Annotated in this window: 15 protein-coding genes; 5 read left to right on the top strand and 10 right to left on the bottom strand. The window is 68.7% G+C overall.

The window, feature by feature from the left end:
• Nucleotides 1-6 precede the first annotated feature (6 nt).
• Together Q333_RS0104185 and Q333_RS0104180 are read right to left on the bottom strand one after the other, a co-directional pair.
• Complete coding sequence (locus Q333_RS0104185; RefSeq protein WP_029415491.1) at nt 7-846, bottom strand: division plane positioning ATPase MipZ; 840 nt, start codon at nt 844-846, stop codon at nt 7-9.
• A 150-nt stretch (nt 847-996) separates the two neighbouring features.
• Complete coding sequence (locus Q333_RS0104180) at nt 997-1,617, bottom strand: SPOR domain-containing protein (RefSeq protein WP_035293695.1); 621 nt, start codon at nt 1,615-1,617, stop codon at nt 997-999.
• Nucleotides 1,618-1,693: 76 nt separating this feature from the next.
• Between Q333_RS0104180 and panC the strand changes: the two genes are divergently transcribed.
• Nucleotides 1,694-2,554: a pantoate--beta-alanine ligase gene (panC, locus tag Q333_RS0104175; RefSeq protein WP_029415489.1), complete on the top strand. Its 861-nt coding sequence runs from the start codon at nt 1,694-1,696 to the stop codon at nt 2,552-2,554.
• On the opposite strand, the gene Q333_RS0104170 is transcribed toward panC, so the two are convergent.
• On the bottom strand, nt 2,551-3,735 hold the full coding sequence (locus tag Q333_RS0104170; RefSeq protein WP_029415488.1) for a cation:proton antiporter: 1,185 nt from the start codon (nt 3,733-3,735) through the stop codon (nt 2,551-2,553). The genes panC and Q333_RS0104170 overlap by 4 nt on opposite strands.
• Before the next feature lie 103 nt (nt 3,736-3,838).
• Here Q333_RS0104170 and Q333_RS16315 point away from each other — a divergent pair, with 103 nt between their 5' ends.
• Nucleotides 3,839-4,351 (top strand): hypothetical protein, encoded by a 513-nt coding sequence (locus Q333_RS16315; protein ID WP_035293693.1) that lies wholly within the window; start codon nt 3,839-3,841, stop codon nt 4,349-4,351.
• On the opposite strand, the gene Q333_RS0104160 is transcribed toward Q333_RS16315, so the two are convergent.
• The 4 genes from Q333_RS0104160 to gor form a co-directional block, all read right to left on the bottom strand.
• Nucleotides 4,348-5,118 carry a chorismate mutase gene (locus tag Q333_RS0104160; RefSeq protein ID WP_029415486.1) on the bottom strand — a complete coding sequence of 257 codons (771 nt, stop codon included), beginning with the start codon at nt 5,116-5,118 and terminating at the stop codon, nt 4,348-4,350. The genes Q333_RS16315 and Q333_RS0104160 overlap by 4 nt on opposite strands.
• Before the next feature lie 283 nt (nt 5,119-5,401).
• Nucleotides 5,402-5,986: a prephenate dehydratase domain-containing protein gene (locus Q333_RS0104150; RefSeq protein ID WP_051651103.1), complete on the bottom strand. Its 585-nt coding sequence runs from the start codon at nt 5,984-5,986 to the stop codon at nt 5,402-5,404.
• Entirely contained in the window at nt 5,983-7,353 is a 1,371-nt protein-coding gene (locus Q333_RS0104145; protein WP_029415484.1) for a class II 3-deoxy-7-phosphoheptulonate synthase, read from the bottom strand. Before Q333_RS0104145 ends, Q333_RS0104150 begins: the two co-directional genes overlap by 4 nt.
• A 52-nt stretch (nt 7,354-7,405) precedes the next feature.
• Complete coding sequence (gene gor / locus Q333_RS0104140; RefSeq protein WP_029415483.1) at nt 7,406-8,800, bottom strand: glutathione-disulfide reductase; 1,395 nt, start codon at nt 8,798-8,800, stop codon at nt 7,406-7,408.
• Nucleotides 8,801-9,034: 234 nt separating this feature from the next.
• Between gor and Q333_RS0104135 the strand changes: the two genes are divergently transcribed.
• Entirely contained in the window at nt 9,035-9,775 is a 741-nt protein-coding gene (locus Q333_RS0104135; RefSeq protein WP_211249689.1) for a TSUP family transporter, read from the top strand.
• Nucleotides 9,776-10,099: 324 nt separating this feature from the next.
• On the opposite strand, the gene rpiA is transcribed toward Q333_RS0104135, so the two are convergent.
• Entirely contained in the window at nt 10,100-10,786 is a 687-nt protein-coding gene (gene rpiA / locus Q333_RS0104130; RefSeq protein ID WP_029415481.1) for a ribose-5-phosphate isomerase RpiA, read from the bottom strand.
• A 172-nt stretch (nt 10,787-10,958) separates the two neighbouring features.
• Nucleotides 10,959-12,296, bottom strand: a complete 1,338-nt coding sequence (glmU, locus tag Q333_RS0104125) for a bifunctional UDP-N-acetylglucosamine diphosphorylase/glucosamine-1-phosphate N-acetyltransferase GlmU (protein WP_029415480.1) — start codon at nt 12,294-12,296, stop codon at nt 10,959-10,961.
• A 67-nt stretch (nt 12,297-12,363) separates the two neighbouring features.
• Between glmU and Q333_RS0104120 the strand changes: the two genes are divergently transcribed.
• Together Q333_RS0104120 and Q333_RS0104115 are read left to right on the top strand one after the other, a co-directional pair.
• Nucleotides 12,364-13,077, top strand: coding sequence for an HAD-IA family hydrolase (locus Q333_RS0104120; RefSeq protein WP_029415479.1), 714 nt, complete (start codon nt 12,364-12,366; stop codon nt 13,075-13,077).
• A gap of 79 nt (nt 13,078-13,156) precedes the next feature.
• A complete protein-coding gene (locus Q333_RS0104115; protein ID WP_029415478.1) occupies nt 13,157-14,446 on the top strand; it encodes a dicarboxylate/amino acid:cation symporter in 1,290 nt (429 codons plus the stop codon).
• Here Q333_RS0104115 and Q333_RS0104110 read toward each other — a convergent pair.
• Nucleotides 14,443-14,739: a FliM/FliN family flagellar motor switch protein gene (locus Q333_RS0104110; protein ID WP_211249688.1), complete on the bottom strand. Its 297-nt coding sequence runs from the start codon at nt 14,737-14,739 to the stop codon at nt 14,443-14,445. The two genes, Q333_RS0104115 and Q333_RS0104110, sit on opposite strands and share 4 nt — an antisense overlap.
• Between the last annotated feature and the right edge of the window lie 7 nt (nt 14,740-14,746).

The following is a 14,746-nucleotide window of genomic DNA, read 5'->3' as shown; positions in this document are numbered from 1 at the left end:
ATCCGATCAGGCGGCGGCGTCGAGCGCGGGCAGGCTGACGTCCTCCAGCCCGAGGGCTTGCATCAAATTACGCATCTCCTGACGCGCGGCGACATGGGCCAGGGACACGGCGACCGGCCGAACCTCGTTGGACAGATCCGCCACCGTCAGGCCGAAGGGGAAGAGCTCGCGATAGATGACCCGGTCGCGCAGGCCGGGGCCGACGCGGAAGCCTACGCGCTTGGCCAGCTTCAGCATCCGCTCTTCCAGCCGCTTGCGGTTCCGGGCCTCGGCGACGGCGAGGCGGTTGGTGACGACGACCCAGTCGATGGCGGCGTGGCGGCCTTCCTTGATGGCGCGGTGCTTGCGCGCCTCCCAGACGCTCTCGGAATAGGTCGAGGGCTTGAGCAGCTCCAGCGTCACCGGATCGACCGAGCCCAGCATGTCGAAGTCGACGAAGCTGTCGTTCATCGGCGTGACGATCTGGTCGGCGCGGGCGTGGGCGGCGCGCGACAGCGGCGTGTCGCCGCCCGGCGTGTCGATCAGGATGACCTCGGCGCCCGATGCGGTGGCCTCTGCATACGCCGCATCGAAGCGGGCGATCTGCTCGGCTTCCTCGGCGCGGGCCAGGACCTTGCCGTCGCCAAGGTCGGGCTCGGACGGCATGGGCAGGACGACGCCGTTCGCCGCCGTCCAGGCGGCGCGGTGGGCGAAGAAGTGGCTCATCGACCGCTGGCGCAGGTCGAGATCCAGGATCGCCACGCGATGGCCCGCGTGCAGCAGGCCGCAGACGATGTGGATGGCGAGCGTGGATTTGCCCGCTCCGCCCTTTTCATTGCCGACGACGATGACCCGAGGCTGCGCCATGTTCCGTTCCGTTGAGGGCGGCCGACTCAGCACGCGCCGCCTGATCCCGACAGACTCGCGGGGCGCGGGCCGGACGTCAACGAAAGGTTAAGCGAAGACTGTGGGTGGCGCTAACGCTTGGCTCGCGGAGCCTCGCTGCTTTAGCGCGGATCACCCCCGACGCAGGCAGCCCAGGTTGGCGGCATCAGCGGCGCGGCAGACGGCGCGAGCCGCGTCGGCCGGGGCGGCGACCTTCAGCCGGGTCAGGGTGTGACCGTCGACGGTGACCGCCTCGAACGCGGGGGTCAGGGTCGAGATGGCGTCGCCCGCCTCGGCGATGCGGGTCCAGGCCGCGCGGGCGGCGTCCGGGCTTGAAAAGGCCCCCAGTTGGAGCGTTTCCAGCACGGTTTGCGGTCGGAGTTCCTCAGTGGCGCGGGTAGCCTCCTGGACCACCGCACGCGTCACGGCGGGCGCGGCGTCCTCAACAATAGCCGGAGCAACGCTTTCCACGGCCCCACGCAAACCGTTGTCGCGCGCGTCCCACAGCGCGTGAGGGTCCATCACCTCGACGCGAAGCGCGCCGGGCTGGGCCACCTGCTGGGCCGTGACGAAGGCGGGACGCAGGCCCGCCTCGGCCGCGGTGGCGGGAGCCTCGCCGTCGAGCGGAATCTCCGCGATCGAACGGGCCAGGTTCTCGAACCGGTTGGGATCGCTCTCGACGAAGCCGCACGAGCCTGTCGAGAGGCCAAGAAGGCCGATCAGCACTGGACGGAGCATTCTGCTGGGCGTCATAAGCCCATCCCTAGCCGACGACCTTTCAAGACCCGGCGAACGAATACGCTTAAATGGCAAGGTTAATCCGGTAAGCATGAGCGAACACCCTCCCCTGCCTATCGCGCGAAGCGTCGCCGCGTTGCGCCAGACCGTGCGCGGATGGCGGCGTCAGGGGCTGAGCGTGGCCTTCGTGCCGACGATGGGGGCGCTTCATGAGGGGCACCTGACGCTGGTGCGCGAGGCGGATCAGCGGGCCGATCGCGTGGTCGCCAGCGTCTTCGTCAACCCGACCCAGTTCGCCGCGCACGAGGACCTGGGCACCTATCCGAGGCGGGAAGCGCAGGACGCCGAGCTGCTGGCGGGCGCGGGGTGTCACCTGCTGTTCGCGCCCAGCGTCGACGAAATGTATCCCGAGGGCTTTTCGACCAGCGTCAACGTCGCCGGGCCATCGCAAGGTCTGGAGACGGACTTCCGCCCGCACTTCTTCGGCGGGGTGGCGGTGGTCGTGGCCAAGCTGTTGAACCAGGTCCAGGCGGACGTCGCCGTCTTCGGGGAGAAGGACTATCAGCAGCTGCTGGTCGTGCGACGAATGGCCCGCGACCTGGACATTCCGACCGAGATCGTAGGGGCGCCGACGGAGCGGGACAGGCATGGTTTGGCCCTGTCCTCACGCAACGCCTACCTGTCCGAGGCCGAGCTGGCCGTCGCGCGGCGGCTGAACGGCGTGCTGGCCGAGGCCGCGATCAAGGCGGCGGACTGGCGGCCGCTGGCGGCGGTGGAGCGCGAGGCCTACGCCGAACTGCTCAAGATCGGGTTCGAGCGGGTCGACTACGTCGCCGTGCGTCGGGCTGAGGATCTGGCGGCGTTCGCCAACGGCGTTGTGGATGCGCCCGCCCGCATCCTGGCCGCTGCCTGGCTGGGCAAGACGCGGCTCATCGACAACATGGCGGTCTAGGACGCCGTCAGCCGCGCCAACCTCGGCTTGACCATCGGAATGGTCAGCATGGTCGAGCCCACGGCCATCAGCAAAAGCGCCGTGAAGGCCGCATTCGTGATGATCGCCTTGTCCAGCAGGATGTTGGCGAAGATGATCATGATCAGCGCCTTGGTCTGCAGCAGCCATCCGATCACGGCCGCCTCCCCCTTTGGCCACTTCAGGACGCGCCCGGCGAGGTGAACGCCCGCCAGCTTACCCGCCACCGCCGCGACCAGCAGCAAAGCCGCCGCGCCGAAGACCATCAGGCCCCCCACGTCCCACTGGGTGCGCAGGCCCGTCGACAGGAAGAAGACCGGCATGATGGTCATCAGGACGATGTGGCGGAAGCTGTCCATCTGGCGCTCCTCGAACAGGTCCTTGTCCAGCACCACGCCCGCCAGGAAGGCGCCGACCATGTAGTGCAGCCCCGCCCAGTCGCCGACGAAGCCCATGGCCGCCAGCCAGATCAGGCCGACGTACCAGCGGTCCGTCTGGGGAATGCGCCGCATCAGGGCGCGGACGGCGATCGAGGCGATGGGGAAGCCGACCAGAAAGGCCGCCTGCCGCCCCAGCCGGTCCCAGTCCAGGATGATGAGCGCCAGGACGCCCCAAATGGCGATGTCGTCCAGGCTGGCGTAGCGCAGCACCCGTTGACCGAGGTCGCTCCTCAGCACGCCCAGCTTGTCGAGGAACAGGACAAGGATCGGCAGCGCCGTGACCGCGCAAGCCATGCCCATGCCCGCCAGAACCTGCCAGGTCTGGCCCCGCTCGCCGACCCAACCTGGAAACTGGAGCAACACGGCGGCCGCCGCACAGCCGAACAGCAGGGGCATGACGAGGGCGAGCCCCGCCGTCACGCCCGTCTCGGTGCGGTTGGCCCAGGCGGCCTTGAGGTCGAGCTCTATGCCCGCCAGCCAGACGAAGATCATCACCGCCCACCAGGCGACGCCGTTCAGGGACTGGATGACTTGGGGCCGGAAGACGAAGGCGTAGTAGTCGGGAAACACCGCGCCCAGCACGCCGGGTCCCAGAAGGATGCCGCCGATGATCTGGACGACCACGAGGGGCGCGTAATGGTCCGTGCGGAACAGCCGCCACACTAGATAGGGGACGCTGAAGATGATCAGCATCGCGATCAGGAAGATCTCGGTGGTGTTCATGCCGGCCCCGGACAGGTCGCCGTCAGCATAGGCGATTCCGGTCGAGCTTGACCTAGCGCTTAGACTCCCCTTCCCTGACGTTGGGAGAACGGGGGACTTTGAAATGAAGACGATGATGACGGCGCTCGCCTGTGCGGGCGCGGCTATGCTGCTGGCGGCGTGCGACGGCAGCGTCACCAGGACCATCAGCGCCTCGGCGGAGACCGGCGAGACGCCGATGGTGCTCGCGGCCAGCGATATCGAGGCTGGTCGCTATCTGGTGCTGGTTGGCGGCTGCAACGATTGTCACACGCCGCAGTACGCCGCGACCAACGGCGCTCAACCGCCGGAAGCCGAGTGGCTGAAGGGCTCGACCGAAGGCCATACTGGCCCGTGGGGCACGACCTATGGCAAGAACCTGAGGCTGACGACGCAGCGACTGAGCGAGGACCAGTGGGTCGAGCTGCTGGCCACCGGCTCGAGCCTGCCACCCATGCCGTGGCCGAGCGCGCGCGCCATGTCGGAGGCCGACAAGCGGGCGATCTATCGCTACATCCGCCAGCTGCCCGGCGACGCGGGCGAGCAGGCTCCGGAGCCCCTGCCGCCTGGCGCAACGCCGCCCGCGCCTGCCGCCTAGGCGATCGCGCCGACGCAGCCCTCGGCGTCGCCGGGCGTGAGCCGGGCGTCGGTCAGAGCCAGGGTCCAGCCGTGGTGGGTGTTCAGACCCCAGCGGCGCGCCCCGCCGCCGTCGCCCGCGTCCCCGCCCGCCGTGACGATGACGCTGCGGCCGGTCGGCAGGGCGGCGGGGTCGATCTTGCCCACGGCGAGCGAGCTGGGCTGTCCGCCCGCCTGGCCGAAGCCGTCGAAGACGCTCAAGGATGACCAGTCTCGGCGCAGGCCGACCCACCAAGGGTCGTCGGTATTGACCGCCAGCACCGCCACGCCCTTGCCCTCGGCGGCGAAGGCGAGCGCGGCCTGGGCGTCGCGCACCATCCGGATCGACGCCGCCGAGCCGAAGCGGTGACGCGCCCCGTCGAAGGCGCGGGTCGGGTCGACGGGGGCCCAGACCTGGACCTGGAGTTGCCCCTGCTGGGCCAGGCCCCAGCCGACGATCTCGCGCCAGAGGCCTTCGACGGCGGTGGCGTTCTCGGGCTGAGCCTTGGACAGGACGCGGGACAGGACGGTCTGCTCGCGGTCGGGGCGCAGCTTGGTGTGGGGGCCGTGCGGCGCGTCCTTGGCGAGGCCCACCTTGGCGGCGATGGCGAGGCGCTTCTGGAACAGGGCCAGCATCTCGTCGTCTATGAGGTCGATCTCGTGACGCAGGGCGGCGAGCGCCATCTGCTCGGGCGACATCTCCTCGGGGTTCATGTCGGGCCAGACTTGCTGGAGGTTCGATTTTGGCATGGCGGGTGAGCTTTCAACGGGTGCGTTTCGATGTGAGGGGTGCGTGGGTGCGCCGCCGCCCCGGGTCAGGGCGGTCGCCGGCGAGGCTGTCAGGTGCGAGAAGCGCGCCTGGCCTCAGCCGGCGTATCGAAAGCCGTAGAAGCGATAGCCGAGATAAAACGAGCCGGCCGCGCGCGAACGGGGCGAAAGGGTCGAGAGGCAAGCGCGCGGGGACATGATCGGGCTCGGTTCGCGGGCCATTAGCGGCCCGTATCACCTAATGGCACGCAAGGATCGTGCGCCGTCAACCCGGTTGTCGCGCCAGGAGGACAAACCGCGTGCTGTTCGTGTCCGAATCCTGAAGGTCGTTGCGCAGAATCGACAGGCCGTAGACCTCGGCTGCTGCGACGGGAGCCAGGGCGGCGCGTGTGCGGTCGCCGAGTTCGGACACCTCTCGCGCGGCCCCGGCGGTGTCGAAGGCCTCAACGACGTCCAGGCCGAGCGCGGCGATCTTGGCCGTGCACTGGCGAAGCGCCACAGGGTGGCTGTGGACGGTGCGCAGATGGCCGACCTCGGCGCCAGGGACGGCCATGAGGGCGATCTGGATCTTGCGCCAGACCTCGGCGACCACCGGCAGGCCGGCCTCGGCGACCAGGGTGGCGGCGGGCTCGACGACCCCGATGGTGGAATTCTCGACCGGGATGAGGGCGCAGTCGCAAGCGCCGGATTTCACGGCCTGAATGGCTTCGGCGAAGGTCTCGAAGGGGACATGCTCATCCCAGGGACGCAGCTCGACGCAGGCCTCATGACTGAAGGCGCCCGGCGCGCCCTGGAAGGCCGTGCGACCGGCCCGGTCGTCGCCGTCGGGCCGGCCGATGCCGGAGGTCACGCCGCCGCCGCGCGCGCCAGCCGGCCGGTCTTGAGCCGCTCGGCGATCAGGAAGGCCAGCTCCAGCGCCTGATCGGCGTTCAGACGCGGGTCGCAGTGGGTGTGGTAGCGGCTGGACAGATCGTCCTCGGTCACGGCCTGGGCGCCGCCGATGCATTCGGTGACGTTCTGGCCCGTCATCTCCAGATGGACGCCGCCGGGGTGCACCCCTTCCGCCTCCGCCACGTCGATGAAGCCCTTCACCTCGCCGATGATCCGGTCGAACGGGCGGGTCTTGTAGCCGCTCTGCGCCATCAGGGTGTTGCCGTGCATCGGGTCAATCGACCAGATGACACGCTTGCCGTGCGCCTTCACCGCCTTCATCAGGCGCGGCAGGCGGTCGTGGACCTTGTCATGGCCGAAGCGGCCGATCAGCGTCAGACGGCCCGGCGTATTGTCGGGATTGAGCGCATCGATCAGGGGCAAGAGGTCGTCCGGCTCCATCGTCGGGCCGCACTTGACGCCGATCGGGTTCCTGATGCCGCGCATGAACTCGACGTGGGCGCCGTCCAACTGGCGCGTGCGTTCGCCGATCCACATCATGTGGGCCGAGGTGTCGAACCATTCGCCCGACGCCCCGTCCAGACGGGTCAGAGCGCTTTCGACGTTCAGCAGCAGGGCCTCGTGCGAGGTGAAGACCTCGACGCGGCTGAGGTCCGGATGCGTTTCCGGCGTGACACCAACGGCCTCCATGAAGGCCAGGGCCTCGGCGATCTTGTCGGCCAGTTCGCGGTACTGGGCCCCTACCCCGCTGTCGGCAAAGCCCTGGGTCCAGCGGTGGATGTTGTAGAGGTCGGCGTATCCACCCCCGGCGAAGGCGCGCAGCAGGTTCAGCGTCGAGGCCGACTGGTTGTAGGCCTTCAGCAGGCGCTGGGGATCGGGCAACCGCTCTTCCGGGGTGAAGGCCGAGCCGTTGATGTTATCGCCACGATAGCTGGGCAGGGTGACGCCATCGATCGTCTCGGTTGGCGCCGAGCGGGGCTTGGCGAACTGACCGGCGATGCGGCCGACCTTCACCACGGGCTTGCGTCCCGCGAAGGTCAGGACCACCGCCATCTGCAGCAACAGGCGGAAGGTGTCGCGGATGTTGTCGGTGGAAAATTCCTTGAAGCTCTCGGCGCAGTCGCCGCCCTGGAGCAGGAAGGCCTCGCCAGCCTCGACCTGGGCCAGGCGATCCTTGAGCCGACGCGCCTCGCCCGCGAAGACCAGGGGCGGAAGCGCGCGCAGTTCGTCCTCGACCGCCGTCAGGGCGCGGGGGTCCGGATAGTCCGCCGGCATGTGCAGGGCGGTCTTGGTTCTCCAGCTCTCGGGCGTCCAGCGCGTACTCATGGGCTTAGGATAAGCTTCTCGCGGCTGCGAAACAATGAACCCGGCGTCGCGGTCACCCCGCGTTCGTTTCCGACGTCTGCTTGACCCTCAGCGTCACCAGTTCCTCGGCCATGGTGGGGTGGACGGCGCAGGTGGCGTCCCACTGGGCCTTGGTCAGGCCGGCCTTCACGGCGATGGCGGCCAGCTGGATCATCTCTGGAGCCTCGGGACCGACGATGTGGACGCCGACGACGCGGTCGGACGTCGCGTCGACCACCAGCTTCATTAACATGCGCTCGTCAGAGCCCGTGAAGGCGTACTTCATCGGCCGGAAGCGGGTCACATAGACGTCGACTTCGCCGGAGCATGCCCTGCGCGCCTCATGCTCCGTCAGGCCCACGACGCCGACGGGCGGCTGGCTGAAGACCGCCGTCGCGACCGCTTCGTAGTCGAAGGCCTGCGGGTTGTCGCGATAGACTGTCTCGTGGAAGGCCACGGCCTCGCGGATGGCGACGGGCGTCAGGTTCATGCGATCCGTCACGTCGCCGATGGCCCAGATGTTGTCGGCCGTCGTCTTCGAGAACTCGTCGACCTTGATCGCGCCCTTGTCATTCAGTTCGACACCCGCCGTCTCCAGACCCAGGCCCTTGACGTGTGGCGCGCGGCCGGTGGCGAACATGACGACGTCGGTCTCCAGCTCCATGCCGTTCTCGAGCACGTTGAGCAGGCCCATCTCGGTCTTGCGGATCTCGGCGTGCTGGCAGCCGAGGATGACCTTGATGCCGCGCTTGTCGATCTCGGCGGCGAGATGTGCGCGGACGTCGTCATCGAAGCCGCGCAGGATGTTGGGGCCGCGATAGATAAGCGTCGTCTCGACGCCGAGGCCGGCAAAGATCCCGGCGAACTCGACCGCGATGTAGCCACCGCCCGCGATCAGGATGCGCTTCGGCAGTTCCGGCAGGTGGAAGGCCTCTTCCGAGGTGATGGCGTGTTCGATGCCGGGGATCTCGGTCGGCAGCCACGGGCGGCCGCCCGTGGCGATCAGGATGCGCTCGGCCGTGACGATCCGGTCGCCGCCGTCCTCGCCCTTGCCGGCGATGGCGACGGTGTGGGCGTCCTGCAGCACGGCGCGACCGTGGACCAGTTCAACCCCGGCCTTGCCGAGATTGGCGACGTAGAGGCCCGACAGGCGGGCGATCTCGACGTCCTTGGTCTCGATGAACTTGGGCCAGTCGAAGGTGGCGTCGATGGTCCAGCCATAGCCCTCGGCGATGTCGAAGCTGTGGGCGAAGTCCGAGGCCATGACCATGAACTTCTTGGGCACGCAGCCGCGGATCACGCAGGTGCCGCCGACCCGGTGTTCTTCCGCCACCGCAACCCGCCTGCCGGACAGGGCCGTCAGCCGCGCCGCGCGCACCCCGCCGGAGCCCGCGCCGATGACGAAGAGATCGTAGTCGTAGGTCGTCATCGCGGGCCCCGCGCCGTCATCGAAAACAGCGTCTGAATGGTCTGGAACGTCTGAAATCCGCCGCTTCGGCGAACCTCTTCAAGGGCGTGGACGTAGGCGTAGCGGGGTCCGGCGGCAAGGCGGGGGCGTCTCTTACGACTGCGAAACCGTCGGCTTTTGGGCAGCGAAGACCGAGGCGGGGAATCGACGCAGTTTGGTCCTGCCCACAGACCAAAGCCCAACACAGGAGCCCGCGTGGAACCGACGACCATCCTGATGATCGCGGTCCTGATGGGGCTGGGGGCGGCGCTCTACACCTCGGTCGGGCATGCGGGGGCGTCGGCCTATCTGGCGATCATGGCCCTGTTCGCCGTCGAGCCCGAGGTTATGCGGCCGACCGCGCTGGTGCTGAACGTGCTGGTCGCCAGCTATGCAACGGTTCGATACGTGCGCGCCGGGCGGTTCAACCTGTCGCTGCTGCTGCCGTTCGTGATCGCCGCCATCCCTTGCGCCTTCATCGCCGGACGGTTTCCGCTGCCGCCGGAGCTCTATCGGCCGGTGGTGGCGGTCGTGCTGTTGCTGGCGGCGGTCCGCCTGCTGTGGCCCCGACCGATGAGGGCGCTGAGCGATCCGAAGCCGCCGCACACTGGGCTAAGGCTTGTCGCCGGTGGCGCGATCGGGACGCTGTCGGGGCTGACGGGGACGGGGGGCGGGATCTTCCTGAGCCCGCTGATCCTTCTGATGGGGTGGGAGACGCCGCAGAAAACGTCTGGCGTGTCGTCGGCCTTCATCCTGTGCGTGTCGATCTCCGGCCTGCTGGGCAGTTTGACGACAGTGGGGCGACTGCCCACGGAGCTGCCCTGGTTCGTGCTGGCGGTGGCGGTCGGGGCCGTGGTGGGGACGTTCGTCGGCATCCAGCGGCTGAGCGGGCCTCGCCTGCTTCAGGCGCTGGCGGTGGTGCTGCTGATCGCCTCGGCCAAGCTGGCGTTAGGGTGAAGACCGGGGTCCAGATCAACGGGTGCCGAGGTCGCAAACGACAAGTTTCATCACAACGAGCACAGCGAAGGCACAACGGACACGACGGGACCGAGCGGACGGCCCGGTCGTCGACCGGCCACTGGATGCATCGATGATTGGGATGCGGCTGCGCCGCCGGTTACCCGGAGACGCGAAGCGTCAAATTTCGAGGCGATCTTCAGGGCGAGCGGTCGTCGCCGCCGAAGCGCGCTCGGTCTCGTCGTGTCCTTTGTGCCTTCGCTGTGCCCGTTGTGATGAACCGCCACTTCCGCCACCTGCCCGATGCCGGCATCAGGGCTCCATCTACGGCAGCAGGGTCCTCACCCCGCCGTCATCGCCGATGATGGCCTCGTCGGCGAGGTCGAGGAACAGGCCGTGCTCGACCACGCCGGTGATCAGCTTCAGATCGTCGGCGAGGCGGACCGGGTCGTGGATGGCCTGGCACTTCGCGTCATAGATGACGTTGCCGCCGTCGGTGCGGACGACCCCGCGATCGGCCTGGCGCAGGCGGGCCGGCATGGCGATGTCGTGGTCGGTCAGGACGTCCATGATGCGGTTGGCCGTCGAGCGGTGGCCGAAGGCGACGACCTCGATGGGCAGGGGGAAGGCGCCGAGCACCGGCACGACCTTGGCGGCGTCGGCGATGACGATGCAGCGATCCGACGCCTCCCACACCAGCTTTTCGCGCAGCAGCGCCGCGCCGCCGCCCTTGATAAGGGCGAGGCCGGGACCGACCTCGTCGGCCCCGTCGACGGTCAGGTCGATGCGGGAGACGTCGTCGAGCGCGGCGAGCGGGAGGCCCAGCTCGCGGGCCAGGTCGGCGGTCTTCTCCGACGTCGGGACGCAGCGGAGATCGGACAGGTCGCGGGCGGCCAGCGCCTTGACGAACCATGCGGCAGTGGAGCCGGTGCCGAGGCCGACGACCATGCCCGGTTCGACGCGGAGCGCGGCGGCTTCGCCGGCGAGTTGTTTCTGGTTATCGCTCACGATCCCTCTCCACTTGGGAGAAGGCTTGAGGCTCGGAGAGCGAAGCGATCCGCAAGCCGAAAGGGTGAGGGTCGGGTGGTGCGAACGAGGCGAGGTCGAACCCTCACCCTTTCGCGCAAGACCGGTCGCCCGATGGGCTCTCGGGCGCTCAAGCCCTCTCCCAACGGGAGAGGGGTCACGACGTCTGCTCCTTCTTCGCCTTAGCCTTTTCGCGGAACGCCTTCCCTCCGCCTTCCTTCACGATCTGACGCGCCCGCCCGAACGCCAGCGCATCCGCCGGCACGTCCTTGGTGATGACCGAGCCCGATCCCACCAGCGCCCCCGCACCGATCGATACCGGCGCGACCAGCGAACTGTTCGAGCCGATGAAGGCCCCCTCGCCCACCTCGGTGCGGGCCTTGTTGAAGCCGTCGTAGTTGCAGAAGATCGTGCCCGCGCCGACGTTTGCGCCCGCCCCGACCGAGCCGTCGCCCAGATAGGCCAGGTGGTTGGCCTTGGCGCCCCGGTCCATGCGGACGGCCTTCACCTCGACGAAGTTGCCGACCTTGACGTCCTCGGCCAGGTCCGCGCCGGGGCGCAGGCGGGCGTAGGGGCCGACCTCGGCGCCCGAGGCCACCGTCGCGCCCTCGATGTGGGAGAAGCTGCGGATGCGGGCGTTCTCGGCGATCCGCGCGCCCGGGCCGAAGACGACGAAGGGTTCGATCACCGTGCCGGCGCCGACCTGGGTGTCCCAGGCGAAATGGACGGTGTCAGGCGCGCTCATGGTCACGCCTGCGGCGAGGAAGGCCTCGCGCTGAACCTTCTGGAACAGGGCCTCGGCCTGGGCGAGCTCGGCCTGGGCGTTGACGCCCATGACGGCGTCTTCGCTGGCCATGACCGCGCGGGTCGGAGCCCCCTGCGCGCGCGCAAGCGCCACGACGTCGGTCAGGTAGTATTCGCCCTTGGCATTGGCGTTCGTGACGCGGCCCAGGAGCTCGAACAGTAGTCGGGCGGGCGCGGCCATCACGCCGGAGTTGCAGGTGGTGAGCGCCAGGACCTCGGGCGAGGCCTCCTTGGCCTCGGTGATGGCAGCGAGCGTGTCGCCCTCCATGACCAGGCGGCCGTAGGCACCGGGGTCGCGGGCCTCGAAGCCGATGACGGTCACGCCGCCGCGGCCGAACACCGGGGCGATGTCGGCGGCGCGCAGCAGGGGCACGTCGCCATAGGTGACGACCACCTCTCCATCGAAGTCGGCGAGCAGGCTTTCAGCCGCGCGCACGGCGTGACCGGTGCCCAGCGGTGGGTCCTGGACGGCGAGGGCGGCGGCGCCCAGCCGCTCTTCGACATGGGCGCGGACCTCGGGCGAGTGGCTTCCGACGACGACGACGATGCGCTCGCAGCCCAGGCCCTCGGCCGCGTCGATGGCGTGGTCCAGCATGGCGCGGTGGCCGACCCGGTGCAGCACCTTCGGGACAGGCGACTTCATGCGCGTGCCCTGGCCGGCGGCGAGGATGATGGCGGCGCGTCTGGTCATGAATCGGTCCGGCGGTTAGTCACCCGGGCGGTCTAGCCCATCGGCGGACGAGACGGGAGAGACGGCGATGATCGAACAGGACCTGATCGGCTGGACGATCGGCTTTGACCTCGACGGCACCCTGGTGGAGACCCACGAGGACCTGATCGGCACGCTGAACCGCATGCTTGCGATCCAGGGCCTGCCGCCCTGCCCGGTCGAGGGCGCGCGCGACCTGATCGGCGGCGGGGCGCGGGCCTTGCTGGTCCACGGCTTCGAGCGGGCCGGAGCGCCGGTCGAGGACGCGCAGGATCCGGCGCTGTTCGACGCCTTCATCGCCGATTACGTCGATCACATCGCCGACCACTCGCGGCCCTTTGACGGCGTAGTAGAGACGCTGGAGCGGCTGGCGGCGCGCGGCGCGACTCTGGTGGTCGTGACCAACAAGCGGTCGGACCTGTCGGAGCTATTGCTCGGCAAGATCGACCTGACGCGGCATTTCGCGGCCATCGTCGGGCCGGACCGGGTCAGCGCGAGGAAGCCGTCGGGCGCGCACCTCGTCGAGGCGGTTCAGAAGGTCGGCGGCGACCTCGCCCGCGCCATCATGGTCGGCGACGCGGCCCCCGATATCGGCACGGCCCGGGACGCGGGCGCGCCGGTGATCGGTGTGACCTTCGGCTACACGCCGACGCCGATGGAAGAGCTGGAGCCTGACGTCATCATCGACGCCTTCGAGGACGTCGAAGAAGCGATCGATATGCTGGTAGTCGACCACTACGTGCTGAAGGCGATGGCGGGCTGATCGCTTTGCTACGGGACCTGTTGCGGTATCGCACTGCAACATCCATGTCCGGAGGCCGCCACCGAGAGCGCCCTCCCCCATGTTCACCCGCTTCTTCGCCATACCCCTGTGGCAGCGCACTGCCGCCGGGTTCGTGCTCGGCATCGTCGCAGGGCTGATCCTGCAGGAGCGGGCGACGATCTGGCTGGAGCCGATCGGCGACGTCTATCTGAACCTGATCCGCATGGTGGTGGCTCCGCTGGTGCTGTTCACCATCGCCAGCTCCATCGCCAAGCTGGGCGAGGGGACCGGCGCCGTGCGACTGGCGATCCGGACCGTGGTCTGGTTTGCCCTGACGTCGTTCCTTGCCGTCCTCGTGGGCCTCGCCTTCGGGCACCTGATTGATCCGGGCGCGGGTCTGGCGAACCTGCCGTTGGGCGAAGTGCGCGAGCGTGAGATCCCGTCACCGCTGGAGGTGCTGATCGGCATCGTGCCGACCAATCCGTTCACGGCGCTGGCCGAAGGCAAGGTGCTGCAAATCATCTTCTTCTCGGCCCTGGTCGGCGCGGCGCTGGTGGCGCTGGGCGACCGGGCGCAGACGGCGCGGCGCTTCGTCGACGAAGGCGCGGCGGTGGTGTTCCGCATCACCCGCTGGGTGATCCAGCTGACGCCCATCGGCGTCTTCGGCCTGATCGGTGCGGTCGTCGGCGGCTATGGCTGGGAGGCGCTGCTGCCGCTCGGCAGGTTCGTGATCGCCATCTACGCGGCCTGCCTGTTCCACATCTTCGTCGTCTATCCGGCGCTGCTGAAGGCGCACGGGCTGAAGGTCATTTCGTTCTTCAAAGGAGCCTTCGCGGCGCAGCAGACGGCGTTCGCCACCCAGTCGTCGCTGGGCACCCTACCCATCACCCTGCGCCAGACGGTCGAGCGGCTGGGCGTGCCCCAGGCCTATGCGGCGTTTGCCGCGCCTCTGGGAGCCAACGTCAAGATGGACGGGTGCGGGGCGATTTATCCGGCCATCGCCTCGATCTTCATCGCCCAGTATTTCGGCATCGAGCTAACGCTGACGCAGTATGTCCTGATCGGGCTGACAGCGGTTCTGGGATCGCTGGGGACGGCGGGGGTGCCGGGCACCTCCATCGTCATGCTGACGCTGACCATGTCGACGGCGGGGCTGCCGCTGGAGGGGATCGGCTATATCGTGGCGGTCGATCGCATCGTCGACATGATCCGCACCATGACCAACGTCACCGGCCAGATGCTGGTGCCGGTCCTGGTGGCGCGCGAAGAAGGCGTGCTGAACCGCGACATCTATGACGGCCGCGTCGCCTGGCTGCCGGGCGATCCGGAGACGGAGACGCCCGAGGGCGTCCGGGCCGCGGGAATCTAGGCCGCGCCGGCCATGAAGTCGTAAACGTCGGCCGGCCGGGTCACGGTGATGGCGATGCGGTCCTCGCGGATCTCGATCAGGCCGCGCGCGACGGGGTGGTTGTTGGCCAGGATCCAGACCTCGTCGTGCTCCGTGGCGTCCAGCGGGATGACGGCGCCGCGGCCCATCTTCAGAAGCTGGGACATGGGCAGCACGGAGCGGCCCAGCACGACCGACAGCTCGACGTTGACGGCCTCGACCTGGCTCATGGAGACTCCGGATACGCTGGAGGGTACTGGCGGCTGATCTTGCATTGGCGGC

The organism is Brevundimonas bacteroides DSM 4726 (genome assembly GCF_000701445.1).
In the GTDB taxonomy this organism is placed as follows: Bacteria; Pseudomonadota; Alphaproteobacteria; order Caulobacterales; family Caulobacteraceae; genus Brevundimonas; species Brevundimonas bacteroides.
This window is presented reverse-complemented; position numbering and strand designations above follow the sequence as displayed.

Excerpts from the sequence above, each read along its gene's own strand:
- Q333_RS0104170 (WP_029415488.1), bottom strand. The coding sequence starts at position 3,735 with ATGAACACCACCGAGATCTTCCTGATCGCGATGCTGATCATCTTCAGC.
- Q333_RS0104160 (WP_029415486.1), bottom strand. The coding sequence starts at position 5,118 with ATGCCAAAATCGAACCTCCAGCAAGTCTGGCCCGACATGAACCCCGAG.
- Q333_RS0104145 (WP_029415484.1), bottom strand. The coding sequence starts at position 7,353 with ATGAGTACGCGCTGGACGCCCGAGAGCTGGAGAACCAAGACCGCCCTG.
- Q333_RS0104120 (WP_029415479.1), top strand. The coding sequence starts at position 12,364 with ATGATCGAACAGGACCTGATCGGCTGGACGATCGGCTTTGACCTCGAC.
- Q333_RS16315 (WP_035293693.1), top strand. The coding sequence starts at position 3,839 with ATGAAGACGATGATGACGGCGCTCGCCTGTGCGGGCGCGGCTATGCTG.
- Q333_RS0104115 (WP_029415478.1), top strand. The coding sequence starts at position 13,157 with ATGTTCACCCGCTTCTTCGCCATACCCCTGTGGCAGCGCACTGCCGCC.
- glmU (WP_029415480.1), bottom strand. The coding sequence starts at position 12,296 with ATGACCAGACGCGCCGCCATCATCCTCGCCGCCGGCCAGGGCACGCGC.
- gor (WP_029415483.1), bottom strand. The coding sequence starts at position 8,800 with ATGACGACCTACGACTACGATCTCTTCGTCATCGGCGCGGGCTCCGGC.
- Q333_RS0104110 (WP_211249688.1), bottom strand. The coding sequence starts at position 14,739 with ATGCAAGATCAGCCGCCAGTACCCTCCAGCGTATCCGGAGTCTCCATG.
- Q333_RS0104180 (WP_035293695.1), bottom strand. The coding sequence starts at position 1,617 with ATGACGCCCAGCAGAATGCTCCGTCCAGTGCTGATCGGCCTTCTTGGC.
- panC (WP_029415489.1), top strand. The coding sequence starts at position 1,694 with ATGAGCGAACACCCTCCCCTGCCTATCGCGCGAAGCGTCGCCGCGTTG.
- Q333_RS0104185 (WP_029415491.1), bottom strand. The coding sequence starts at position 846 with ATGGCGCAGCCTCGGGTCATCGTCGTCGGCAATGAAAAGGGCGGAGCG.